We start from the raw sequence: 24,163 nt of genomic DNA on the forward strand, positions 1-24,163 counted from the left end.
AAATTATGTAATTCTTTACGCAGATTTAGGCAGCGTCCTAATCCCAAATTATGTTGAACAAGGGGAGTAGCCTCCTCCAAGCGTTAAAATATAACTTTAACGTGTCAGCGTTTCGTCATTACACTTTGCAAAAAGTCGGACGCTGAGCATAGTGCACATACTTGTTGATACAAGTCCGCTCTATGTAGGCAAGACCTTGATCATGTTGTTACAGATGTTTGAAATCATCTGACAACAGGTCAAGGTTTTTTTGTGGCCAGTTGTTGGATGTGGAGATTGTATGGAATCCATCGGCAATTTATGGCTATATCTGGTCTTTTTTGCAATTGTTGCAGTCATGCTCGCCATTGACTTCTTAGGCTTTAAACAAAAAGCAGGCGAATCGGTCAAAGTCAAAACCGCTGCGTATTGGAGTATCGCCTGGGTCAGTGTGGCAGCTTTATTTGGTGGCGGTTTATGGCTGTATCTTAAACACAGCGTTGGGCTAGAAGTCGCCAACACCAAAGTCATGGAATACTTTGCGGGTTATTTGCTGGAAAAATCACTGGCGATTGATAATGTATTCGTTTGGTTGATGATCTTCGCCGCATTCGCCATCCCACCGGGCTTACAGCGTAAAATTTTACTCTACGGCGTACTGGGCGCAATTATTCTCAGAACCATTTTTATTTTTATTGGAGCTTGGTTTGTACAAGAATTCTCCTGGATTTTGTATATTTTTGGCGCATTTTTGGTCTACACAGGCTTTAAATTCTTAAAAGGTCCAGAGCAAGAAGCCAGCAATATTGAAGATATGGCGTTGTTGAAATGGCTACGCAAACACATGCGTATTACCCCAACACTGGAAAAAGATCAGTTTTTTGTGCGCCAAAATGGTGTACTTTGGGCAACGCCATTATTTTTAGTTTTAATTTTGGTCGAAGCATCTGACGTTATTTTTGCCGTGGATTCTATCCCTGCAATTTTTGCCGTGACCACCGATCCCTTTATTGTACTCACCGCAAATCTTATGGCTATTTTGGGCTTACGTGCCATGTTTTTCTTGCTCTCAGGAGCAGCCACTAAAATGCATTATTTGCCGTATGGGCTGGGTTTAATTCTGCTATTTATTGGCTTTAAAATGCTGATGTTAGATGTATTCCACATGCCTATCTGGATTTCACTCGGCTTTATTGTACTCGTACTGACAATCACTGCGTGGTTATCAATTCGACATAGTCGTAAACACCATGAAACCACATTATAAAATTTAACAGTCCTCATAATCGTTGCAAGCCTTCTTTCGAGAAGGCTTTTTGTATTCATTACGCTAAGTTTTAATTTACCGTACGATAAATTTTATCGTACTGCTGCAAGCTACATTTAAGGTACAATCTCTTGAAAAAATGAAAAATGTAGGTTATTTATGCCATCTCCTGTACAACGCACCGCAATTCGTGGTCGCTTTCTTGATTTCAAAAACTGCGTCAGCCAAGCCGATCAAATTTCAGATCAAGTCCGTTATATAGAGGATGGCTTGTTAATTTGTGAACAAGGCAAAATTCAGTGGTTGGGTTCATGGCAAGAAGGGCAGGCACATCTCAATATCCACACTAAATTCCATCATTATCCTGATCATCTCATAGTGCCTGGCTTCATCGACACCCATATTCATTTTCCACAGACCGAAATGATAGGTGCGTATGGTGAACAATTATTGGAATGGTTAAATACTTATACTTTTCCAACTGAACTGCAATTTGCGGATAAAGCCTATGCCGATCAGATTGCACAATTTTTTGTGCAGGAATTACTTAAAAATGGCACCACCACAGCCTTGGTGTTTTGTACGGTACATCCTGAATCGGTTGATGCGTTGTTTGAAGCGGCAGCACAACATCAAATGCGCTTAATTGCAGGCAAAGTGCTGATGGATCGGCATGCGCCCGAAGCATTGTGTGATAGCGCAGATACAGGCTATGCAGACTCTAAAGCGTTGATTGAGAAATGGCATGGAAAAGGGCGTAACCTCTACGCGATTACCCCACGTTTTGCACCAACTTCTAGCCCTGAACAACTGGCACGGGCAGGTCAACTTAAAGCCGAATATCCCGATGTTTTTGTGCATACCCATTTAAGTGAAAATCACAATGAAATTGCATGGGTGAAACAATTATTTCCAGAGCAAAATGGATATTTAGATGTTTATCATCACTATGGTTTAACAGGTTCACATTCGGTTTTTGCGCATTGTGTGCATTTAGAAGAGCATGAGTGGCAATGTTTGCATCATACCGATTCTGCAATTGCCTTTTGCCCAAGCTCCAATTTATTTTTAGGCAGCGGTTTATTCCCATTACATAAAACTTGGGAGCGACAGGTGAAGGTCGGTTTAGGTACAGATATTGGCGCAGGTACCTCGTTTAATGTGCTGCATATCCTCAATGAAGCCTATAAAGTACAACAACTGCAAGGCGCGAAACTTTCAGCTTTTGAAGCGTTGTATCACGCCACATTAGGTGCTGCCAAAGCTTTGGACTTAGACGATAAGCTGGGGAATTTTAAGGTAGGCAAAGAAGCCGATTTTGTGGTGCTGGATTTAAATGCCACCGCTTTACAACGCTTACGACAACAACGTTCCAAACATCTTGAAGATGCATTATTTGCCCTCATTACTTTAGCAGATGACCGTAATATTCATGCGACCTATATTTATGGACAACGTGCCTACTACCAACCCAATCAAAACTCAGCAGCAGGTGGCTAAACCTGCGCAATCCTCGTATATAAAACCCATCGGATGGGCAATGCTGATACTCGGTTGTGCTTTGTTGTTACGCTCAGATTCTCACTCAGCACAAAAATGATGCTATTTTAACCATGCAAGCACGTGCAACATCGCGCAAGATATATTAAAATTAGCGTATATTTTGGGGTGTTGCAGGTCAACACCTTTTTTATTTTTGCTTTTTAGGTATCTACCCATGACAGTTGAAATGCAGGTTTTGATTTCTGCAGAAGAAATCCAAACAAAAGTTCAGGAACTTGGTCAAAAAATTAATGCTCACTATGCCAATAGCGACAAAGAGTTGGTTTTAATTGGCTTATTACGTGGTTCTGTATTATTCATGGCAGATTTATGCCGCACCATTCAAAAGCCGCATGAACTGGATTTTATGACTGTATCCAGCTACGGCGGAGGTACTGTGTCATCGCGTGATGTGAAAATTTTAAAAGATTTGGATGGTGAAATTCGCGGTAAAGATGTCTTGGTGGTTGAAGATATTATCGACTCGGGCAACACCCTAAATAAAGTGATGGAAATTTTGCAAACCCGTGAGCCAAATTCAATTGAGCTGTGTACCTTAATTAGCAAGCCATCACGCCGTGAAATTGAGCTTGAAGTTAAATTTATGGGCTTTGAAATTGAAGATAAGTTTATTGTCGGTTATGGCTTGGATTATGACCAAAAATATCGTCATATTCCGTTTATTGGCGAAATTGGCTTATAAAACAAATACGCCTCGCTTTAAAAAAGTGATCGTTTCAGATCACTTTTTTTTATGGCTGAAATTTGCATTTCATCTATCTAACAGGACAAAAACACTACATGCTGTAGCATTATTCGACTATTTTCCTTGGGATTTTTCGGCAAAGATAAGTCTGAAACATGATGTAAAACATAAACAAAGATAACAAGGAGCTGCTCATGTGGTCATTAATTGTCGCAATTGTGGTGGGTTTTATTGCAGGTCTAATCGCCCGCGCGATTCATCCTGGAGATGATAAAGCAGGGTTTATTGTCACCACCTTACTTGGGATTGCAGGGTCTTTATTGGCAACCTATGCAGGGCGTATGATGGGATTGTACGGTGATGGTTCTGCCGCAGGCTTTATTGCCTCCATCATTGGTGCGCTGATTATTCTATTTATTTATAATACGTTCATGAAAAAATCGCGTGCTTAAATCCTGTATTAACGACTGTAATTTTTCAGTCAAACATCTTCTCTCTCAATAAAAAAACCGCCTAAAAATTGAGGCGGTTTTTTTATATCTACTTCGCAATCACAAATTTCAGGTTTGCTCCGATACACACTACACAATTTTAGTTGCCAATATCAGATAAAAAATTAGCCGTTCTTAAAGACCAAATTCTTTAAAAATCTGTTCAATTTGTGCCGCAGGATATGCTCCCATAACTTTAAAGCCATTCGAGAAAATAATCGCAGGCGTACCGTTTACACCTAAACGATGCGCTAAAACAATGTTGCGCTCCACAGGGTTGGCACAACTGCTTTGACTTGTAGGCAATTGTGCTTTTGTGATCAGGTTTTCCCAAGCAAGAGCAGGGTTTTTCTCACAATACACCTGTTTAGATGGCGCAACAGATTGCGCTTTTAACGGCAAAATAAAGGTATAGATTGTAATGTTGTCCAGCTTTTTCAGTTCAGCCTCAAGCTGTTTACAATATGGGCAATTTGGGTCAGAAAAGATCGCAATCTGACGTTTTCCCGTACCTCGCACACTTTTGATTGCATCTTGTAACGGTAACTTTTTCCAATCGACACTGTTTTGTTGGATCAATAAATCTTTGGTTAAGTTATGCTGATCCTTTAAACGAATCATTGAACCCGCCAAAATATGTTGTGCATCTTCATTCAAATACACCACTTGACCATCCATAGAGGCACTGTAAATACCTTTCATTTCTGTGGCTTGAATATTGTCTAATTTCAGTTGCGGATGCTGTTGTTTGACATTTTTACTAACCGTTGCAACATCGGCCATGCTCACGGCGCTGCATAATCCCATTAAGGCAGCTAAACTCAATTGTTTAATCATGTGTTTCATCTAAATAAAGTAAATTTAGCCTGATTCTAAGCTGAAAGCTGCACAGAATTCAGTATTTTTAAGCCAGAATTACGCAATTGCTACAACTCGTTTTTGCTATGCAACGCTTTAGGTTTCACGTGGAACATTCAAGCCTGATGGCGGATTAATTTCTACTGAAATATGCACAATTTCTTCATGAATGGCGAGGGCGGTGCGGACTTGATCTGCGTCTAAATCGTGTGCGGTTTCCAATGCCAAAATACAGGAAAATTTACCCTGTCCGACTTTCCAAACATGCAAGTCTGTAATCATCACACTGACTGGTAACTCTGCAATCACTTCACGAATTTCATCCACCACAGGATGATCCATTTCTGCATCCAGCAATGTTTTCCCTGTTTCCTGCATCAAACCTATCGCCCAACGCGCCACTAAAATTGAACCAACAATACCTAACAGTGCATCTAGAAAATCCCAGCCCCAATATTTACCCGCAATTAAAGCAATAATCGCAAAAATTGAAGTCACCGCATCTGCCACCACATGCATAAAGGCGGCTTTTTGATTCAGGTCATGGCTGTCATGCGTATGCTCATGATGGTGATGATGATGGTGATGGTGATGGTGATGGTGATGGTGATGGTGATGGTGATGGTGATGGTGATGGTGATGGTGATCATCTTCATGTAATAACCATGCACAAATCAAATTGACCAATAACCCTAAAATTGCAATTGGGATAGCTTGGTTATACTGAATATCGACAGGAAAAAATAAACGCTCGATAGAGTGAATTGCCATAAATGCAGCCACCACCAACAATAAAATGGCGCTGCTATAGCCAGCTAAAATTTCAATTTTCCATGTACCAAAACTAAACCGTGTATCTGCTGCATAATGACGTGCTGCCCGATAGGCAAAATAAGCCAAGCCTAGCGCCAGCATGTGTGAGCTCATGTGCCAGCCATCCGCTAGCAAAGCCATGGAATGAAAAATCCAACCACCCAAGATTTCCAAGAACATCATGACAGCCGTCAGCAAAGCCGCATATAATATTTTTTTCTGCGCCAGCGGATTGCCTTGATCGAATTGATGTGGATGGATACGATGAGAGTGTTGCTGACGCATAATGGGAAATCATTGTTAAATATACTCCCATAGAGTATGTAAAAATTGAGGTGATGTGTTGGGTCATTTACATACAGATAAGAAAATTTTAAATCGCGTCAAACGCCTACAAGGACAAATTGGGGCAGTAGAACAAGCACTTCACAATCCTGATCATGGCTGTATTGAAGTTTTACAACAAGTCGCAGCCATTAAAGGTGCGGTCAATGGTTTGATGAATGAGTTAATCGAATCGCATTTGCGTCATCATGTGATTGGTGATCAATGCGCGATTGATGAACATGAACTGGAAGAGTTTATGAAACTGCTAAAACGCTATGCTTAAACACAAATAGGCTTGACCAGATTCAAGGCTTGTCTTTACACTGAGTGATATTTCTCACTATATGAGACTAAACTCAAGAGTTTAGCCATCAATCGAGTTTTTTATGACTCAATCTCAATCTTGGCATCCTTTCGTGATGATCAGCCTCGCCCTGATTATTGGCACCATGGGCACGGCACTTGCAAGCCCGCTGTATCCAATTTATCAGGAATTGTGGCAGCTTTTACCCAGCCATATCACCTTTATTTTTGTGGCGTATATGCTCGGTTGTTTGGCTACCTTGCTCTTTTTAGGACGTACCAGCAACAGTATCGGCTTCTTAAAAACCTTAGAATTGGGTTTAGTGATCATCACCCTCGGACTGATTCTGTCGATGTTTGCCACCAATGCACTTTGGCTTGCTTTGGGGCGTTTTGTGATTGGGATTGCTTCAGGTCTTATGACTACATCGGCGTTAATTGGCTTAATGTGGAGTATCCCCGAATCACATAAAGCACATGCGCCACAGCTCAGTTCAGTCATTACCGCAGTCGGGTTTGGCTTAGGTCCTTTGCTCGGTGGTGGTGTGGCACAATTTTCAGCAGCGCCTTTGTTTAGTCCATATATTCCTGTCATTTTGGGTGCAGTACTGTGTTTTATTGGATTGTTACGTTTAGCACCGCCTGAATTTACGCCACAAGCCTTCTCGATTGCCCCAAAATTAGAACGCCCAGAACCACGCTTTCATGCAGAATTTTATATTACAGGTTTAACCGCATTCTGTGCCTTTGCTGCCTTTAGTTTATTTGCTTCGCTCTCTCCCTCTTTTGTGCAAGTGATTATTCCGTGGCACGGGCCTTTGGTCAGTGGTTTGGCCATCACCTGTATTTTGCTGATTTCAGCGCTGGTGCAGTATTTTTCTAAAGCCATTCCTGCACAAAAATGCCTAAATTATGGGCTGTATTTGCTGTTATTGAGTTTATTGGTACTCGGTTTATGCATGTATTTACATTGGAGTTTTCTATTTTTTGTGAGTGATGTGCTGCTAGGCATAGGACACGGGTTGGCATTGATTGGTGCTTTTGGCTTAATTCATGCCATGACCAATCTACAGAATCGCGCTGCAGTGATGTCGACCTATTTATTTGTGGGCTATTTAGGCACAATTCTGCCAATTATTGCAGTCGGTTATCTGGCCGATCATTTTGGTTTAACCACCGCCGTACTTAGCTTTTGTGCAGCCATCTGCTTACTGTGTGGCTACATCATTATTTGGTATCGCCAATTGCAGAACAAACCTGTTTTAGGATGAAGTTTCATCTAAACGACAAACTAAAATCAGGACAAGGTTTGGATCAGCTGAGTTTATTCAAATATTCAAACTTTGTAGATGACTAGGACTATGTCTTCTGTTTGATCTCAAACTCAGCAGCCATTATTTTTCATTGATGGTTTGATGCTCTAATTCTTTAGTTAGGAAGTAATTTAAAAAGGTTCGAATCACTGCAATGATCGCCAGTTTAATTAGGCTATCTAAATCTGGATCTACTGTGGTGGCTAAAATATCTGCAGCCAACTGAAATTCAAGTGCCGTCGCGAGCCAATCCCCAAAACAATAACGTGCAGTACGCCCCGATTTTAACTGAACCAGCACCAATAAAGTTTTAACCAGACCAATCACCACGCAAATCACAGAAATGGCTTCGAGTGACAATTGCAAAAAATGAACCGAAGAAATGAGTATTTCACGTAAAAAAGCCAGTTCAAACATCCAAATACCTCCATCAGAGATTTCATCTCGTGCATTTAGGATTGAATTGAGCGCCAATTTTTGATTATTTTCTCATCATAGCTTTAAATGCTGCGGTTTAAAAAGACTTACGTGATTATTGATGGGTTTTCATAAAGATAAATTGAAATGTTTAAATATGACATAAGTTAGATCGGGCTTGTGCCGAATGAGAAACTAAACATTAACGAATAGGCTGATTTTTAGTAGCAGATCACCCCAAATAGGATAATAAAAAAGCACTAAGCCACTCAAACTTAATGCTATTTTTGTATCAAATCAGGAAGTAATCGCTAAAAATCATTTCCCAATACAAAACGATCCAAAAATCTTACCCAACAAATCATCTGCAGAAAAATCACCTGTAATCTCACCCAAAGCATTCTGCGCAAGACGTAACGACTCAGCCACTAATTCCCCCGCATGATAGACCACCAACTGCTCACGTGCTTCAGCCAAATATTGCTGCGTGCGCTTCATTGCGTCTAAATGACGGGTACGTGCAATAAAGGTATCTTCTTCAGGCTGAAAGCCTGCATGCGCTGTAATCGCCTCTATGAGCGATTGAACACCTGTTTCTTGTTTGGCCGACACAGTAATATGTCTAAACCCTTTAAAATCTGAAATTGCAGCTTGTACACCAGTTAAATCACATTTATTGCCAATCAACATCAAACGCTTCGGTTCAATATGTTCCGCAAAATAATGCTGTGCCAATTGCAACGGATCTTCGTTTTGGCTCAAGTCATAGACCAATAACAATAAATCTGCCTGTTCAATTTCTTTAATCGCACGGCGAATCCCTTCCTGTTCCACAATATCCCCTGTTTCACGCAAGCCTGCAGTATCAGTCAGGGTAATTGGTAAGCCATTCAGGGTAATTTTTTCATGCAATACGTCACGAGTAGTCCCTGCAATATCGGTCACAATCGCACGTTCAATACCCGCCAAGGCATTGAGTAAGGAAGATTTACCTGCATTCGGTTTGCCCGCAATCACCACCTGCAGACCTTCACGCAACAATTGTCCCTGACGCGCAGATTGTTGCACAGCAGTCACCGAAGCAGCCACTTCATCCAGCAAATTAAGGATTTTCCCATCGGCCAAAAAGTCAATTTCTTCTTCAGGAAAATCAATAGCAGCTTCAACATGCAGACGTAAGTGAATTAACTGTTCCAGCACGGTATTCACTTTGGTGGAAAAAGCCCCTTGCAGGGAACGTAGAGCAGAACGCGCAGCGGCTTGTGAAGTGGCATCAATTAAATCAGCAATGGCTTCGGCCTGTACCAAATCTAGCTTGCCATTTTCAAAGGCGCGCATCGAAAATTCACCCGCTTTGGCAGCCGTTGCACCGAGTTCCAGTAAACGTGCCAACAGCGCATTTTGAATCACTGGGCCACCATGCCCTTGTAGTTCCACCACATCTTCGCCAGTAAATGAATGAGGATTGGGGAAACAAATCACCAAACCTTCATCCATGACTTCATTGGCTGCATCGTAAAACTGGCGAAAACCTGCATAACGCGCTTTGGGTAAGTCTTTTTGGGTCAATGCTGCGGCAATCGCATAGGCTTTTGGTCCCGACAGGCGAATCACCCCCACACCACCACGGCCAGGTGGAGTCGCGATTGCGGCAATGGTGCTGCGGTTATACATAAAATTCACCTAAAACTTTCAAAATATATGCAAAGAAAAATCCGCCTAAGATTACCATCTTAAGCGGATTTATTCAGCAGCTCAGCCATACTTAATTGACTGGAGTTGCCTCTTCTCGTTTAGCGCGGTCTTTTTCAACACTTTTGTTGATCAAGCTTTGCTGCAAAATCGTAATCAAGTTGTTGACAATCCAGTACAGAACTAGACCTGCAGGGAAGAACAATAAGAATACGGTAAATACCACAGGCATAATGCGGAAGATTTTTGCCTGCATTGGATCTGTTGGCTGTGGGTTCAACATTTGTTGAACATACATGGTCACACCCATCAACAATGGCAAGATAAACCAAGGGTCCATTGCCGATAAGTCTTGAATCCAACCTAACCACGGTGCATGGCGTAACTCTACCGATTCCATCAATACCCAGTACAAGGCAAGGAAAATTGGCATTTGTAGTAACAATGGCAAACAACCTGACAGTGGATTCACTTGTTCACGTTTATAAAGTGCCATCATTTCTTGCGAGAAACGCATACGGTCTTCGCCAAATTCTTCTTTCATGCGCTGCATTTCTGGTGCAATCACACGCATTTTCGCCATAGAACGATAGCTCTTAGACGATAACGGCCAAAGAATCAGTTTGACAAGAACGGTTAATAAGATGATTGACCAACCCCAGTTGCCCACTAAACCATGGAAGAATTGCAAACCAATAAACAATAATTTTGCAATTGGCCATAACCAGCCATAATCCACAGTTTGGTTCAAACCTGTCGCCAAATCTTTCAATTCAGACTGAATTTTTGGACCAGAGTAGAAGGTCGCATCAACTTCTGCCACCGTACCTGCAGGGACATTAATGGTTGGCGAGGTAAAACCAATGATGTTCATTTCATCGCTAGATTTACGTGATTCCAACTTCGCTGCATACGGTTGACCATCGGCCTGCGTCAATTTTAACTGCCCTGGAACCCATGCACTCACGAAATAGTGCTGAACCACGGCCACCCAACCACCTGTTGCATCGACATTCAATTTTTCGTCATTAAAATTGTCAAATTTCAACTTGTTGTAGTGTTCTTCAGGTGTTCCCCATGCGCCGCCAAGGAAAGTACCCAAGGTAAAAATACCTTGATCTGACTTGCCTGGATCATCTGAATTATCACGTTTCAACTGACCAAACATCTGACCTTGCCAGTTTTGGCTGCTGCGGTTAATCACTTTGTGATTCACCAGCACAGGATATTCACCTTCAGTAAAACTAAAGGTTTTAATGATTTCTACACCATCGGCAGTTTTATATACCATTGGGACAGTTAAAGTTTTAACTGTTTCACCCGCTTTATTTTTGCTTTCTTTGGCATCGGCTAAGCTATAAGTCGATTTTTCAATTTCATAGCTTGGGCGGCCATTACGGCTACTGTCTGGACCATTCAGCCCGATTAACCCAGATTGCGCGACATAGGTGCGCTTAGCATCGCTTTCCAGCATGACGAAAGGATCGTCACTGTCTTTATTTTTGTCATGATTGAGTAATTCAACACGAACAATATCACCACCTTTCGGATTGATCCAAAGATGATAAAGGTCAGTTTGTACTGAAATAAGCTGCTGACTTACAGGTGCTGTGGCATCGGTTGTTTGCTGTGCAGGAATATTTGCTTGCGGTACATCAGAAGCTGCTGTAGCCGTTTGGGCATTCGGCAAATCTGCAGACACTTCATGTGAAACAACGGCAGTTTTTTGCTGCGGTGCTGTTTCAGCATTTCCATAATCTTTTTGCCACGCCAAAATGAGCAAATATGCGACGACAAACATGGCCCCGAGAATTGCAAACCTGGCCCATTGTTGCATATCTATTACCCCAAGTGGTTAGAGTGATTTTGGTTCAATAAACGATCACGAAAGGGTACAGTAATGTGATGCGTTTGAGAATCTATTTGCTGAAATGAAATAAAACGAATGACTTTTGGCGGCACCGGATCATAGCCCGAACCACCCCACGGATGACAACGACAAATACGTTTTGTAGCCAGCCACACACCACGTACAGCACCATGCGTATGGACTGCTTCCAAAGAATATTGAGAACATGTTGGAATATAGCGACAGCGTGGTCCCAATAAAGGACTAATCGCGATCTGATAGAAACGTATCAACCAATGCAGTAAACGTACCATTGGCCATCTCTACTTTTGTGGGGAGGGAGCTATTTTTGAATGCTTTTTGGCGAGACGTTGTAACTTCTGCCAAGCAAATTGTAATTGCTGATGCAATTCCGCATTAGATACCGTATCTACCCCAACTTTGGGCATTACCACAATATCTAAGTCATTTAATTGCTGTTGGTGTAAGCGAAAACTTTCGCGAGCAAGTCGTTTTACTCGATTTCGTTCGTGTGCACGACGCACTTTCTTTTTTGCAACGACAAGACCCAAACGGCTATTCGGCAGTTCGGAATGTTTTGCAAGAAATAAGAAATGGGGTTGATGCACTTTAAAAAGCGCACCATCAAACACACCTTTATAATCGGCAGCACAGCGTAATCTCAACTCTGTGCTGAAGCCATAAAGTGTTGTCATAACACCCAAGAGTCGGTTCAGCGTGACTGTATTAAACAGTTAAGCTGTGACGACCTTTTGCACGACGGCGAGCCAATACTTGACGACCAGCTTTAGTAGCCATACGAGCACGGAAACCATGAACGCGCTTACGCTTTAATTCAGATGGTTGAAATGTACGTTTCATATCGAAACTCCAAAAATGATCTTTCTATAAAGGTCCGCGATTTTAGTGCTCATTGCTTGAGCTGTCAATGAAAAACACGGTTTCTTGCAAAATAAGCCTAAATTTTTCTTTTTAACAAGTTTTCGCTCAATTGACTGGTTGATCATACAAATTAAAGTATACACAAGATAAGCAATTGTTTATGCTTGACTAATAAGTTATTAACAGTATTATTCACATAATTATCCACAAGCTTATTCTGTTTAATTTTAAAATTTTCGGTTTTGAATTTAAATTTAAACTTAGATTGAATTATCCACAGTTGCAACGTTTCTTATAAATAAATTCAAATTTATAAATTTAAATTTATTACTATTAGGGACGCATTTTTCTGTTGAAAACCCACTTTTTCTTTTATAAAACAAAGTTTTGAATTGTGGATATCTGTGTTTCTATAATTTTAATACTATGTGGATAACTTTGTGCTATATTTTATCCACACCTTGCGGATAAACTTATCCACACCACGTTTCAAATTTAAATTCAGGTTTAATGATTTCTTTTTTGAGCAATTTTGCTGATTTTGTCATGACAGATGTGGATAACTTGGTTAGAATGGCGACCCGCTCAGGCGGTCGAGAGAAGTTTTAAATTTAAAAATGGATTAGATAGGGGTTTCACATGCTTTGGACGGACTGCTTAAATCGCTTGCGACAAGAGCTCTCTGGAAATGTCTTTACAATGTGGATTCGCCCATTGGTGGCAGAAGAAGTTGAAGATACATTAAAACTTTATGCGCCTAATCCTTATTGGACGCGTTACATTCAAGAACATCATCTGGAATTGATTACTATTTTGGCAGAGCAGTTGTCTGAGGGACGCGTGCGTAAGGTCGAAATTTTAGTCGATTCGCGTCCAGGTGCAATTTTATCGGCCAGTGAACAACCTGCTACCACTACTGCTGCGCTGGAATCTAGCCCTGCGCCTGTGGCCAAGCCTAAACGTGAAAAAGAAGAAAGTTCTGCAAAAAGCCGTAAACGCCAACTCAATCCGTTATTTACCTTTTCCTTATTTGTGGAAGGTCGTTCTAACCAAATGGCTGCGGAAACCTGTCGCAAGGTATTGACCCAATTGGGGGCTTCACAGCACAACCCATTATTTTTGTATGGCCCAACAGGTTTGGGTAAAACTCACTTGATGCAAGCGGTGGGCAATGCTTTGTTGCAAGCCAAACCGAATGCACGGGTGATGTACATGACTGCAGAAAGTTTTGTGCAGGATTTTGTCAGCTCTTTGCAGCAGGGCAAGGTTGAAGAATTTAAGAAAAACTGCCGCTCTTTAGATTTGTTATTGGTGGATGACATTCACTTATTGGCAGGTAAAGAAGCCAGTTTGGTGGAGTTTTTCTATACCTTTAACGCTTTATTGGATGAATCTAAACAGATTATTTTGACTTCAGACCGTTATCCAAAAGAATTAACCGAATTGGATGCACGTTTGGTGTCACGTTTTTCTTGGGGCTTATCAGTCGGGGTAGAACCGCCAGATATTGAAACCCGAATTGAAATTTTATTAAAGAAAGCTGAAAGCAGCGCCGTAGATTTACCACGTAACTGTGCTTTATTTATTGCCCAGCAAGTGGTGGCTAATGTGCGTGAACTTGAAGGTGCACTCAATAAAGTGGTGGCAATTTCCCGTTTTAAAGGCACCCCAATCGATCTAGATGTGGTACGTGAATCTTTAAAAGATGTCTTGGCAATTCGCGCACGTACCATCAGTACCGAAAATATTCAGCGAGTCGTGAGTGAATATTTCCGTATTCCGCTCAAAGAATTGGTGGGGCCAAAACGTACCCGTATTTATGCGCGTCCACGTCAGTTGGCAATGGGCTTGGCACGTGAGCTGACAGGCGACAGTTTCCCTGAAATTGGTATGGCATTTGGTGGCCGTGATCACAGTACCGTGATGCATGCCTGCGAAAAAGTACAAAGCCTGCGCGAAGAAGATCCGATCTTTAACGAAGACTATAAAAACCTGCAACGATTGTTGCAAAGTTGACCGAATTTGCTCAAATTCTGTTCTTGCCATGCGGCAGCTTTTGCCGCATAGTACACTGCTAAAAAACCTATTTTATACTCCAATCTTCAGTTGTTAGAGGAATGTACCGTGCGTTTAAAAATCGCGAAAGAAAGCTTACTGAATGTTCTGTCACATGTCGTAGGAGCGGTTGAACGTCGCCATACCTTAAATATTTTATCCAATGTCAAAGTTCAGGTGACTGAGCAAGCCTTAACCATTACTGGTTCGGACTTGGAAGTGGAATTGGTTGCCAGTACGAATCTGACTGAAGGGGCATGTTTACAGGCAGGGGAAACCACAGTGCCTGCACGTAAACTGATGGATATTTGTAAATCTTTACCAAGCGCAGCTTTGATTGATTTGCAAATCACTGAAGATCAGCGCTGTATTTTAAAATCGGGCAATAGCCGCTTTGTATTAGGTACTTTGCCTGCGGAAGATTATCCATTATTGGCTACAGAAAATGCTCAAGGTACGCAAGTGACGGTTACTGAGCGTGAGCTGAAGCGTTTGTTTGAAAAAACTGCGTTTGCGATGGCAGTGCAGGATGTACGCTTTTATTTAACGGGTACTTTGTTAGAAATTGATGAAAACCAATTACGTGCTGTGACCACAGATGGTCACCGTTTGGCCTTGTGTGAAACAGCGGCATCTTCGACAGCTACTCAATTAATTCAAGCCATTGTGCCGCGTAAAGCTGTGGCTGAATTGCAGCGTTTGCTGAGCATTGAAGATGAACAACTGGCACTTTTAATTGGGCGTGAATTGCTGAATGTGACCATTCGCACCCCAAGCCGTGACAAAGAACAAGCAGAAATTACCGTGCGTTTTACCACTAAATTAATTGATGGTAAGTTCCCAGATTATCGCCGTGTGATTCCACGTGGTGGTGATAAAAACGTGCTGATCGCGCATGATGTATTTAAACAATCTTTACAGCGTGTGGCGATTTTAAGTAATGAAAAATTGCGTGGCGTATTCCTGAATTTTAGTGCGGACACCTTGCAATTACGTGCCAATAACCCAGAACAAGATGAAGCAATTGAAGATTTAGCGATTCAATATGCCGATTCGCCGTTAGAAATGTCATTTAACGCACAGTATTTATTGGACGTATTAGGGGCATTGGATGGCGATGATGTATCGATGACCATGACCGAAGCCAATCAATCGGTATTGGTACAAGATCCAGCACATCAAGATCAAACCTATGTTGTGATGCCAATGCGTGTTTAAGTGAGCGGTTTATTTCAAGATTAAATCTAGCTGAATCATGCATATTACGCGTTTACATATCGAGCGTGTTCGGAACTTAAAAGCGGTTGCACTTCATGAGTTGCAGCCGTTTAACGTCTTTTATGGGCAAAATGGTTCGGGTAAAACCTCGATTTTAGAAGCGATTCATTTATTGGCGACAGGGCGTTCTTTTCGCACCCATATTCCTAAAAATTACATTCAGAACAGTAGCCAAGATGCGATTGTATTTGCTCAGTCATTGACTGAAAAAATTGGCATGCAAAAAATGGCATCGGGTGAGCAGTTGATTAAGGTCAATGGCGACCCTGTTGCGACCCAAGGGCAATTGGCTAAAATTCTGCCTTTACAACATATTGATCCACTCAGTACCGATATTATTGACCATGGTGCAAAACCACGACGGCAACTGTTGGACTGGTTGATGTTCCACGTGGAACCAGAGTTTTATCACGCTTGGCAATATTATTCACGTGCCTTAAAACAACGTAATAGTTTGCTTAAATCACAGCGACATTTAAGTCTGTCGGACTTGGAACCGTGGAACAAAATGCTCAGTGATTATGGTGAGATTTTGCATCGGCAGCGTTTGGGAACGGTGGAACAATGGCAGCAATTTTTTGCACAAGATTTACAGTATTTATTGCCTGATTTACACATTAGTCTGGAATACAGCGCAGGCTTTCATACCGAAACAGGCTTGTTGAATGATCTGTGCAATTATCATCAAAAAGATGTGGAACGTCGCTATACCGAATATGGGCCACACCGCGCCGATTTACGCTTAAAAACCCCAATGGGTGATGCCGATGTGGTGCTGTCACGTGGGCAGAAAAAGCTATTGATTATGGCATTAAAACTGTCACAGATTGCAATGCTGCATGCGTCTAATAAGGAAACTGTGGTATTATTAGATGATCTGACAGCAGAATTAGATTTAAGCGCACAACAACGTTTAATTGAACGATTAAGCCAATTGGGTAGTCAAGTTTTTATTACCACTTTAGATCATCAATCCGTGCAACAACACTTACAAGCGTTGTCGATTCCTTATCGCTTATTTCAGGTCGATCACGGAACGGTGCAGGCTGTTGAGCAATAATTTTTTTATCTTTGGATAGACCTATTTTTCACTAGGGAGAAACCATGAGTTCAGAAGATCAATCTGTCTCTACTACAGAACAAACCAATGAAAAGGCTTATGATTCCTCTAGTATCAAAGTATTGCGTGGCCTAGATGCTGTTCGTAAACGCCCAGGCATGTATATCGGTGATACAGATGATGGTACAGGTTTGCATCACATGGTGTTCGAGGTAGTCGATAACGCTATTGATGAAGCTTTGGCGGGTCATTGTGATGAAATTTTGGTGACTATCCATGAAGATGAATCTGTCAGCGTATCTGACAATGGTCGTGGTATCCCAACCGATATTCACCCTGAAGAAGGTGTCTCTGCAGCAGAGGTCATTCTGACCATTCTGCACGCAGGTGGTAAGTTTGATGACAACAGTTATAAAGTGTCGGGCGGTTTGCACGGCGTTGGTGTGTCGGTGGTCAATGCTTTATCGAGTAAACTTGAATTAACGATTAAACGCGCGGGTCAAATTCACCAACAGGAATACCGCCATGGTGATCCACAATATCCTTTAAAAGTAGTGGGCGACACTGAGCAATCAGGTACGACTGTGCGTTTTTGGCCAAGTGCTGAAACCTTTAGCCAAACCATTTTTAATGTGGATATTTTGGCACGCCGATTGCGTGAATTGTCTTTCTTAAACGCGGGCGTGCGTATTGTATTGCGTGATGAACGTGTTAATTTAGAACATATTTTTGACTATGAAGGTGGTTTGTCTGAATTTGTGAAATATATCAATGCAGGCAAAACCCATCTGAATGAAATTTTCCATTTCACGACACAGGCTGAAAACGGAATTACCGTAGAAGTTGCTTTGCAGTGGAATGATTCCTATCAGGAAAACGTACGTTGCTTTACCAATAACATTCCACAAAAAGACGGTGGAACGCACTTGGCAGGCTTCCGTGCTGCGCTAACCCGTGGGTTAAACAACTACATGGAAAGCGAAAATATCCTGAAAAAAGAAAAAGTCGTGGTGTCGGGTGATGATGCACGTGAAGGTTTAACCGCGATTGTGTCGGTCAAAGTGCCAGATCCAAAATTCTCATCACAGACCAAAGAAAAATTGGTATCGAGTGAAGTGAAACCTGCTGTTGAGCAGGCCATGAATAAATCTTTCTCTGAATATTTATTGGAAAATCCACAAGCGGCAAAATCCATTGCGGGTAAAATTATTGATGCAGCGCGTGCCCGTGATGCGGCGCGTAAAGCCCGTGAAATGACGCGCCGCAAGAGTGCTTTGGATATTGCAGGTTTGCCTGGTAAATTGGCTGACTGTCAGGAAAAAGACCCTGCATTATCTGAATTATATCTAGTCGAGGGTGACTCTGCAGGTGGTTCGGCTAAACAAGGTCGTAACCGTAAAATGCAGGCAATTTTGCCACTGAAAGGTAAAATCCTGAACGTGGAACGTGCCCGTTTTGACAAGATGATTTCATCGGCAGAAGTAGGTACTTTAATTACCGCTTTGGGCTGTGGTATTGGTCGTGAAGAATATAACCCAGACAAACTGCGTTATCACAAAATCATCATCATGACCGATGCTGACGTAGATGGTTCACACATTCGTACCTTGCTATTGACCTTCTTCTTCCGTCAAATGCCAGAATTGGTTGAGCGTGGTCATATTTATATCGCACAGCCACCATTGTATAAGCTGAAAAAAGGCAAGCAGGAACAATACATCAAAGATAACGATGCTTTAGAAACCTATTTAATTTCTAATGCGATTGATGAATTGGAGCTGCATGTGAGTGCTGATGCACCTGCAATTCGTGGTGAGGCTTTAGCCAAAGTCATTGCTGATTATCAAACTTCACAAAAGAGTTTGAGCCGTTTAACGCTGCGTTATCCTGCAAGTCTGTTGGATGGTTTATTAGAATTAGATGCCTTTAAAATTGATCAAGCAGCAGATCAGGCGTATGTACAACAATGGGGCGAGCAATTACGTCAAAGCATTGAACGATTACAACCAAGTTTGCGTCCTGAATTAAGCATCGAACAGTTTGAAAAAGAAGATGCGGATGGTCAAAAATCTGCAACGTATTGGCCACGAATCACGGTATATGTGCACAACTTGCCACATACCTATTTGCTAGACACAGGTTTGCTGGGTTCAGCTGAATATGCACGTTTGCTGAAAAATTCAAAAAGCTGGTTTACGCTGCTTGAAGAAGGTGCGTATTTGGAAAAAGGCGAACGTAAAATTACGGTCAACAATTTCCATCAAGTGTGGCAACACATTTTGCAGGACTCGCGTCGCGGCATGATGATTCAGCGCTATAAAGGTTTGGGTGAGATGAATGCGGAACAACTTTGGGAAACCACGATGGACCCAGAAAACCGCAATATGTTGCAAGTCACCATTGATGATGCCATTGAAGCAGACCGCATGTTCTCTTGCTTAATGGGCGATGATGTAGAACCACGTCGTGCTTTTATTGAAGAAAATGCCTTAAATGCAGATATTGACGCTTAATTCGTCCAAATCATCCGCATAACCATAAGCACTCTACGGAGTGCTTTTTTATGTTTGGCTTTTGTTGTTGTCGTGATTCATCCAAATAACTTTTATAAAACTGACTTATTGTTCTGTCATGCTGAGCTACATTAAGCCAAAAATATAGGAGAATCATTAAGATGGATAATCAATTAGAACAAGCACGTGATGCATGGGTGAATGCTTTTTTTACTGGCAATGTGGAGCTGTTAGCACACTATGAAGATGAAGATTTTAAAGTCGTTTATACGGCAGAATCACGTGTGGAAAATCGTGAAACACGTTATGCCAACATTCAGCATGCAGTGAATAATGGTGTCTGGAAACCGATCAAACCGAATGTTGAATTAGAAGAATATGAGTTTGATCGTGAGCGGGTTAACTGTCGGATTCAAATTGGTTTGGCGGATGATCAAGGGTATATTCAAGAAATCTGGCGCTATATTCAGGGCTGGAAAATACAAGAATTATGTATTAGCAAAGCAAAAATTACTGCCGAGTAGCAGCGATTTTCTGTGAATCACTGAGATTCAATGACTCAAAATAACCATGAAAGAATGGATTGATTTGGCTTTAATTAGAGTTTTGAATTTAAAATAACAGTTAGTTTGAGTTGTGGATAACTAAGTTTTTTGCTTTTAAATTTAAATTGTAGATTTTGAATTTAAAAATCACACTGAGTTTTAAATTCAAAACTTCTTGCTTGGTAGCTATGCTGTCTTACTTTTATTCAGGGTGGGGGTGTCATACAACTATGCTGTGGTGCAAGATTGATAAGTAAAAATAAACAAACGCAGAGAGTGACTTAAATTTCTTTGCGTGGTTATTGTGAAGATAAACTAAAGATTAAAACTATTACGAATGTGTCTTATAAGTATGGAACATACACAATGCATATTCTACGAAATATGATGAGATTTAACCCTATTTAGCATAGCGTTAAAATCTCATCGGTATGGCTATTCAAAGCTACTTTCGAGTTCTTCCAATTCCATCATCAATTCAAGCATTTGTTCTTCTGCCTGCGCCAATTTGGTTTTCAGATCATTTTGCTCATTCATGAGTTTGAGCAAATCATCTTTACGGTTGGCATCGTAAAGGGCAGGATCTGCCAGTTCGGTTTCAATTTCAGTCAGACGCGGTTGAATTTTTTCAATTTGCGCTTCGTATTTTTCAATATTTTTACGAATAGGGCGAGTTTGTTCACGGCGTTGTGCTGCCAGTTTGCGTTGAGCTTCTTTATCTACTTTGACTAGGTTAGTCTTGTTCTCAACCACTGGACTTGGATTGGATGGAGCTGTGTTGGATGTACCTTGCTTAAGCATGTCTGCACGAGCTTGGCGTAACCATTGGGCATAATCTTGTAAATCGCCTTCAAATTCTGTGCATTGTCCTGCATGAACCAAGAGTAAGTCATCGCAGACACTGGCAATTAATTGACGTTCGTGTGACACCAATACCACTGCACCTTCATAATCCTGTAATGCCATGGTTAAGGCATGTCGCATATCTAAGTCTAAATGGTTGGTCGGTTCGTCCAGAATCAGTACGTTAGGACGTTGCCAGACAATTAAAGCCAAAGCCAAACGTGCACGTTCACCTCCTGAAAAACTTTCACAAGGCGTGTCCATACGTTCGCCACTAAAACCAAAACTGCCTAAAAAGGCGCGTAAAGTGGCTTCGCTGATTTTTTTATCGGCAATGCGTGCCAGTTGTAGCATCGGGCTGGCGCTATCATCCAAAGCATCCATTTGATGCTGTGCAAAATAGCCAATATTGAGTAATTCTGAGGCTTTGCGAGTACCTGCCAATAACGCCAATTCACCCACTAAGGATTTAATTAAGGTCGATTTACCTGCGCCGTTCATCCCCAATAAACCAATACGACTGGTCGGGGTAATTTGTAGGTTAATTTTGCTGGCAATCACTTTGTCTGCATAACCAATGCTGACTTGTTCCAAGGTCAGTAAGGGTGAACTCATTTTGGTCGGTTCACGGAAACTAAAGGTAAATGGTGTATCTACATGCGCAGGGGCAAGCAATTGCATGCGTTCCAATTGCTTGATACGGCTTTGTGCCTGCCGTGCTTTGGTGGCTTTGGCTTTAAAACGATCAATATATTTTTGTAAATGTGCACGGGTTTCTAATTGTTTTTCATACGCTTGTTGATGTTGTGCCAAGCGTTCACTGCGTGTGGTTTCAAAGGTTGAATAATTGCCTGTATATAAAGTCAGTTCACTATTTTCAATATGTAAAATATGATCGGTAATGGCATCTAAAAAATCACGGTCATGGGAAATCAGCACCAAAGTTCCCGCATAGGCTTTAAGCCAGTCTTCTAACCATAAAATTGCATCTAAGTCTAAGTGGTTGGTTGGTTCGTCCAGTAATAATAATTCGGAGCGACTCATTAAGGTACGCGCCAAATTTAAACGCATGCGCCATCCACCAGAAAAACTACTGACCGCCAAGCTGTTTTGATGTTCCATAAAACCTAAACCTGCCATCAGTTGTGCGGCTTTGGCGGGTGCGGTATAGCCATGAATTTCATCAAAACGACCATGCAAATGTGCAAGTTGGTCATTATTTAATTGTTCAGGATGTTGCAGTTGTTGTTGAATGTTCCAGTATTCTTCATCACCCGACAGCACAAAATCAATCGCAGGCAAATCCAATGCTTTAACTTCCTGTGCCATGTGCGCCACAGTCCAGCCTTGCGGACGGCTCAACGTACCTTCGTCTGGGGTTAAACTACCTAAAAGCGCAGCAAATAAACTGGATTTTCCTGCACCATTGACACCTGTAAGACCGACTTTCCAGCCTGGATGGATTTGCATAGACGCTTTTTGAAATAAAACACGTCCACCGCGGCGTAAAGAAACTTGGTCAAGTTGAATCATGGTGTTTACTGGTCACAACAAAAGTTGGGCATATTCTAATGGAAGCCCACCAGAAAACAAAAATAAGCCCAGTTTTATTTGTGATTTGCGAAAAATCTCTCTTGTGATGTTTAAAAATTATGATCTAACAACAGGCTTTTTTTATGACTTTGTAAACAAGCACAAAATACGTGCATGTTGGAAATGATCTTTATTTTGATCTAAATCTATAAAATATAAGTGAATTATGAAATAAAAATGATCGCTTAAATAAGGCAGTATAAGGTTTTGGCAGAATTGACAGATGAAATTCGAGTAAATGCTCTATTTTTTTAATTTGAACTTGCTTAATATTTGTTTCGTGTACGGACACTCAAAAATAAAAAAATCTGTAGAAGGATCGAAACAATGAAAAAAATATGGGTCAGCGCAACATTGACAGCATTCGCAGCGATCGGTTTCAGTGCTCAGGCGCAAGCAGCAAAAGTAGATGTATGTGTCTTTGACTTACTGGGTAAGTCAGGTGAATCTTTTCAGATGGCACAAGAGTGGGCGCTAGCAGCAAAAGGCTGGGGTGCAGAAGTCAATTTAATTCCACGTCAGGATGAAGCTGTCGCAGACAATGATTTTAAAGCAGGCAAATGTGATGGGGTATTTATGACCGCCATGCGTGCTCGCCAATACAATAAATTTGCAGGCTCGATTGATGCTTTAGGTGGTGCGCCAAGTAATGCGATTGCACAACGTGCCATCAGCTTTGCTTTAGATCAACGTAATGCAGCGAAAATGGTTACCAATTTAGGTGGCAAGAAATATGAAGTTGCGGGTATTTCACCTTTAGGTTCGGCCTTTATTTTTGTGCGCGACAAGAATATCAGCTCGATTGAAAAAGCAGCAGGGAAAAAGTTTGCGGTATTGGGCTATGACGATGCACAAAAAATTATGGTGCAGCGTGTAGGTGCGCAAGCTGTCATTTCTGATGTATCTAACTTTGTGGCGAAATTTAACAATGGTCAGGTCGATATGGTCGGTGCGCCTGCCTATGCGTACAAACCTTTAGAAATCTACAAGGGTTTAGGCAATAACGGGGCGATGTTTAACTTCCCTGTATTACAAGTGACCGCAGACTTTGTGATTCGCCCTGAACAATTCCCTGCGGGCTTTGGGCAAAAATCACGAGATTGGTTTGTAAAAAATCTGCCTAAAGCGATGAGTATGATTAATCGTTTAGAAGGTGAAATTCCAGCCAAATATAAAATGAACTTGAGCGCAGAAGATAAAACTAAATATCAAAAAATGCTACGTGATGGACGTATGGATATGACCAAACGCGGTATTTATGACCCTGCCATGATGAGTGTGTTAAAACGCGCTCGTTGTTCTGTCGAAAAAACCAATTTTGAATGTTCACTTGGTGGTGAATAGATTGATTTTTAATAAAAAGCCGAGGGTCTGTTGATATTTCATAAATGGCTTGCGCTGTAGGCTAAAACTGAGCAGATCAGGCATGAAACGCAGGGAATAGCGAGACTATTGCCAAGTTTCATAACGCAATCTGAGAAAGTTTTAGCCACAGCCTTTCAGGGCGAGCATATTTTTTGCTGCTATTGCGTTATGTGCCAGTCATTTAGAATGACTAAATTTCCTGTCTCATGCTTTATATCAGCTAAAAAATCTTGCGAGATATATCTCTCACGTCGCAAACATAGACGAAGTATCAACAGACCCTAGATTTCTAGGTTTTTTTATCCACTGGAGCGAAAAACCTCATGGTTCAGCACGAGGATATAAGCGACTGGAGTAAACCATATGAACGACACGAAATGTCGTTTTAAATACTTGTACTATAGTCACTATTAAGAAAAATACTGTTAAAATAATTGGATGAAGACACTCA

The 24,163-nt window shown here is 41.4% G+C and carries 21 protein-coding genes; 12 read left to right on the forward strand and 9 right to left on the reverse strand.

The features are described from left to right. Positions 1 to 280: 280 nt before the first annotated feature. The 4 genes from FTV41_RS11750 (at position 281) to FTV41_RS11765 (ending at position 3,946) form a co-directional block, all read left to right on the forward strand. Positions 281 to 1,246, forward strand: a complete 966-nt coding sequence (locus FTV41_RS11750; protein ID WP_104852786.1) for a TerC family protein — start codon at positions 281 to 283, stop codon at positions 1,244 to 1,246. Between the two features lie 159 nt (positions 1,247 to 1,405). Further along, the gene (guaD, locus tag FTV41_RS11755; RefSeq protein WP_179996591.1) at positions 1,406 to 2,746 is read left to right on the forward strand and encodes a guanine deaminase; all 1,341 of its coding nucleotides are present in this window, start codon (positions 1,406 to 1,408) and stop codon (positions 2,744 to 2,746) included. 217 nt (positions 2,747 to 2,963) lie between these two features. Then, positions 2,964 to 3,491 (forward strand): hypoxanthine phosphoribosyltransferase, encoded by a 528-nt coding sequence (gene hpt / locus FTV41_RS11760; protein ID WP_004969787.1) that lies wholly within the window; start codon positions 2,964 to 2,966, stop codon positions 3,489 to 3,491. Between the two features lie 197 nt (positions 3,492 to 3,688). Further along, positions 3,689 to 3,946 (forward strand): GlsB/YeaQ/YmgE family stress response membrane protein, encoded by a 258-nt coding sequence (locus tag FTV41_RS11765; RefSeq protein WP_004969785.1) that lies wholly within the window; start codon positions 3,689 to 3,691, stop codon positions 3,944 to 3,946. 174 nt (positions 3,947 to 4,120) lie between these two features. Here the strand turns inward: FTV41_RS11765 and FTV41_RS11770 are convergent, their stop codons facing one another. Together FTV41_RS11770 and dmeF are read right to left on the reverse strand one after the other, a co-directional pair. Then, positions 4,121 to 4,768 carry a DsbC family protein gene (locus FTV41_RS11770; RefSeq protein ID WP_372238852.1) on the reverse strand — a complete coding sequence of 216 codons (648 nt, stop codon included), beginning with the start codon at positions 4,766 to 4,768 and terminating at the stop codon, positions 4,121 to 4,123. A 171-nt stretch (positions 4,769 to 4,939) separates the two neighbouring features. Further along, entirely contained in the window at positions 4,940 to 5,941 is a 1,002-nt protein-coding gene (gene dmeF / locus FTV41_RS11775; protein ID WP_179996592.1) for a CDF family Co(II)/Ni(II) efflux transporter DmeF, read from the reverse strand. Positions 5,942 to 5,999: 58 nt separating this feature from the next. Between dmeF and FTV41_RS11780 the strand changes: the two genes are divergently transcribed. Both FTV41_RS11780 and FTV41_RS11785 read left to right on the forward strand, forming a co-directional pair. Beyond that, positions 6,000 to 6,266: a metal/formaldehyde-sensitive transcriptional repressor gene (locus FTV41_RS11780; RefSeq protein WP_004969779.1), complete on the forward strand. Its 267-nt coding sequence runs from the start codon at positions 6,000 to 6,002 to the stop codon at positions 6,264 to 6,266. 103 nt (positions 6,267 to 6,369) lie between these two features. Beyond that, entirely contained in the window at positions 6,370 to 7,557 is a 1,188-nt protein-coding gene (locus FTV41_RS11785) for an MFS transporter (protein ID WP_171287397.1), read from the forward strand. A gap of 123 nt (positions 7,558 to 7,680) precedes the next feature. Here FTV41_RS11785 and FTV41_RS11790 read toward each other — a convergent pair whose 3' ends face one another. The 6 genes from FTV41_RS11790 to rpmH form a co-directional block, all read right to left on the reverse strand. Next, positions 7,681 to 8,016: a DUF1622 domain-containing protein gene (locus FTV41_RS11790; protein ID WP_154321234.1), complete on the reverse strand. Its 336-nt coding sequence runs from the start codon at positions 8,014 to 8,016 to the stop codon at positions 7,681 to 7,683. A 318-nt stretch (positions 8,017 to 8,334) separates the two neighbouring features. Next, positions 8,335 to 9,690 (reverse strand): tRNA uridine-5-carboxymethylaminomethyl(34) synthesis GTPase MnmE, encoded by a 1,356-nt coding sequence (gene mnmE, locus FTV41_RS11795; RefSeq protein WP_179995527.1) that lies wholly within the window; start codon positions 9,688 to 9,690, stop codon positions 8,335 to 8,337. Positions 9,691 to 9,781: 91 nt separating this feature from the next. Then, complete coding sequence (gene yidC / locus FTV41_RS11800) at positions 9,782 to 11,545, reverse strand: membrane protein insertase YidC (RefSeq protein WP_004969769.1); 1,764 nt, start codon at positions 11,543 to 11,545, stop codon at positions 9,782 to 9,784. A 5-nt stretch (positions 11,546 to 11,550) separates the two neighbouring features. Continuing rightward, positions 11,551 to 11,871, reverse strand: coding sequence for a membrane protein insertion efficiency factor YidD (gene yidD / locus FTV41_RS11805; RefSeq protein ID WP_178319449.1), 321 nt, complete (start codon positions 11,869 to 11,871; stop codon positions 11,551 to 11,553). Positions 11,872 to 11,880: 9 nt separating this feature from the next. Continuing rightward, positions 11,881 to 12,273 carry a ribonuclease P protein component gene (gene rnpA, locus FTV41_RS11810; protein ID WP_004969764.1) on the reverse strand — a complete coding sequence of 131 codons (393 nt, stop codon included), beginning with the start codon at positions 12,271 to 12,273 and terminating at the stop codon, positions 11,881 to 11,883. A gap of 31 nt (positions 12,274 to 12,304) precedes the next feature. Further along, positions 12,305 to 12,439 carry a 50S ribosomal protein L34 gene (gene rpmH, locus FTV41_RS11815; RefSeq protein ID WP_000831329.1) on the reverse strand — a complete coding sequence of 45 codons (135 nt, stop codon included), beginning with the start codon at positions 12,437 to 12,439 and terminating at the stop codon, positions 12,305 to 12,307. Positions 12,440 to 13,099: 660 nt separating this feature from the next. On the opposite strand from rpmH, the gene dnaA reads away from it, so the two are divergent. The 5 genes from dnaA to FTV41_RS11840 all read left to right on the forward strand — a co-directional run bounded on the left by dnaA (position 13,100) and on the right by FTV41_RS11840 (position 19,890). Beyond that, positions 13,100 to 14,476 carry a chromosomal replication initiator protein DnaA gene (gene dnaA, locus FTV41_RS11820; protein WP_004969761.1) on the forward strand — a complete coding sequence of 459 codons (1,377 nt, stop codon included), beginning with the start codon at positions 13,100 to 13,102 and terminating at the stop codon, positions 14,474 to 14,476. Positions 14,477 to 14,584: 108 nt separating this feature from the next. After that, complete coding sequence (gene dnaN / locus FTV41_RS11825; protein ID WP_004969759.1) at positions 14,585 to 15,733, forward strand: DNA polymerase III subunit beta; 1,149 nt, start codon at positions 14,585 to 14,587, stop codon at positions 15,731 to 15,733. A gap of 37 nt (positions 15,734 to 15,770) precedes the next feature. Next, positions 15,771 to 16,853, forward strand: coding sequence for a DNA replication/repair protein RecF (recF, locus tag FTV41_RS11830; protein WP_004969757.1), 1,083 nt, complete (start codon positions 15,771 to 15,773; stop codon positions 16,851 to 16,853). Positions 16,854 to 16,897: 44 nt separating this feature from the next. Then, positions 16,898 to 19,366 (forward strand): DNA topoisomerase (ATP-hydrolyzing) subunit B, encoded by a 2,469-nt coding sequence (gene gyrB, locus FTV41_RS11835; protein WP_004969755.1) that lies wholly within the window; start codon positions 16,898 to 16,900, stop codon positions 19,364 to 19,366. Positions 19,367 to 19,527: 161 nt separating this feature from the next. Further along, entirely contained in the window at positions 19,528 to 19,890 is a 363-nt protein-coding gene (locus tag FTV41_RS11840) for a hypothetical protein (protein WP_179996593.1), read from the forward strand. A gap of 456 nt (positions 19,891 to 20,346) precedes the next feature. Here the strand turns inward: FTV41_RS11840 and FTV41_RS11845 are convergent, their stop codons facing one another. After that, positions 20,347 to 22,287, reverse strand: a complete 1,941-nt coding sequence (locus FTV41_RS11845; protein WP_104852778.1) for an ATP-binding cassette domain-containing protein — start codon at positions 22,285 to 22,287, stop codon at positions 20,347 to 20,349. 387 nt (positions 22,288 to 22,674) lie between these two features. On the opposite strand from FTV41_RS11845, the gene FTV41_RS11850 reads away from it, so the two are divergent. After that, positions 22,675 to 23,691, forward strand: a complete 1,017-nt coding sequence (locus FTV41_RS11850; protein ID WP_004969750.1) for a putative solute-binding protein — start codon at positions 22,675 to 22,677, stop codon at positions 23,689 to 23,691. Positions 23,692 to 24,163 lie beyond the last annotated feature (472 nt).

Origin of the sequence: Acinetobacter sp. YH16051, from assembly GCF_013417135.1 — a bacterium.
Taxonomy (GTDB): Bacteria; Pseudomonadota; Gammaproteobacteria; order Pseudomonadales; family Moraxellaceae; genus Acinetobacter; species Acinetobacter towneri.

Coding starts and splice junctions, on each gene's coding strand:
- dmeF (WP_179996592.1), bottom strand. CDS start 5,941: ATGCGTCAGCAACACTCTCATCGTATCCATCCACATCAATTCGATCAA.
- recF (WP_004969757.1), top strand. CDS start 15,771: ATGCATATTACGCGTTTACATATCGAGCGTGTTCGGAACTTAAAAGCG.
- FTV41_RS11770 (WP_372238852.1), bottom strand. CDS start 4,768: ATGGCCGATGTTGCAACGGTTAGTAAAAATGTCAAACAACAGCATCCG.
- guaD (WP_179996591.1), top strand. CDS start 1,406: ATGCCATCTCCTGTACAACGCACCGCAATTCGTGGTCGCTTTCTTGAT.
- yidD (WP_178319449.1), bottom strand. CDS start 11,871: ATGGTACGTTTACTGCATTGGTTGATACGTTTCTATCAGATCGCGATT.
- FTV41_RS11750 (WP_104852786.1), top strand. CDS start 281: ATGGAATCCATCGGCAATTTATGGCTATATCTGGTCTTTTTTGCAATT.
- yidC (WP_004969769.1), bottom strand. CDS start 11,545: ATGCAACAATGGGCCAGGTTTGCAATTCTCGGGGCCATGTTTGTCGTC.
- rnpA (WP_004969764.1), bottom strand. CDS start 12,273: ATGACAACACTTTATGGCTTCAGCACAGAGTTGAGATTACGCTGTGCT.
- FTV41_RS11790 (WP_154321234.1), bottom strand. CDS start 8,016: ATGTTTGAACTGGCTTTTTTACGTGAAATACTCATTTCTTCGGTTCAT.
- FTV41_RS11845 (WP_104852778.1), bottom strand. CDS start 22,287: ATGATTCAACTTGACCAAGTTTCTTTACGCCGCGGTGGACGTGTTTTA.
- dnaA (WP_004969761.1), top strand. CDS start 13,100: ATGCTTTGGACGGACTGCTTAAATCGCTTGCGACAAGAGCTCTCTGGA.
- FTV41_RS11840 (WP_179996593.1), top strand. CDS start 19,528: ATGGATAATCAATTAGAACAAGCACGTGATGCATGGGTGAATGCTTTT.
- FTV41_RS11785 (WP_171287397.1), top strand. CDS start 6,370: ATGACTCAATCTCAATCTTGGCATCCTTTCGTGATGATCAGCCTCGCC.
- FTV41_RS11850 (WP_004969750.1), top strand. CDS start 22,675: ATGAAAAAAATATGGGTCAGCGCAACATTGACAGCATTCGCAGCGATC.
- rpmH (WP_000831329.1), bottom strand. CDS start 12,439: ATGAAACGTACATTTCAACCATCTGAATTAAAGCGTAAGCGCGTTCAT.
- mnmE (WP_179995527.1), bottom strand. CDS start 9,690: ATGTATAACCGCAGCACCATTGCCGCAATCGCGACTCCACCTGGCCGT.
- gyrB (WP_004969755.1), top strand. CDS start 16,898: ATGAGTTCAGAAGATCAATCTGTCTCTACTACAGAACAAACCAATGAA.
- FTV41_RS11765 (WP_004969785.1), top strand. CDS start 3,689: ATGTGGTCATTAATTGTCGCAATTGTGGTGGGTTTTATTGCAGGTCTA.
- hpt (WP_004969787.1), top strand. CDS start 2,964: ATGACAGTTGAAATGCAGGTTTTGATTTCTGCAGAAGAAATCCAAACA.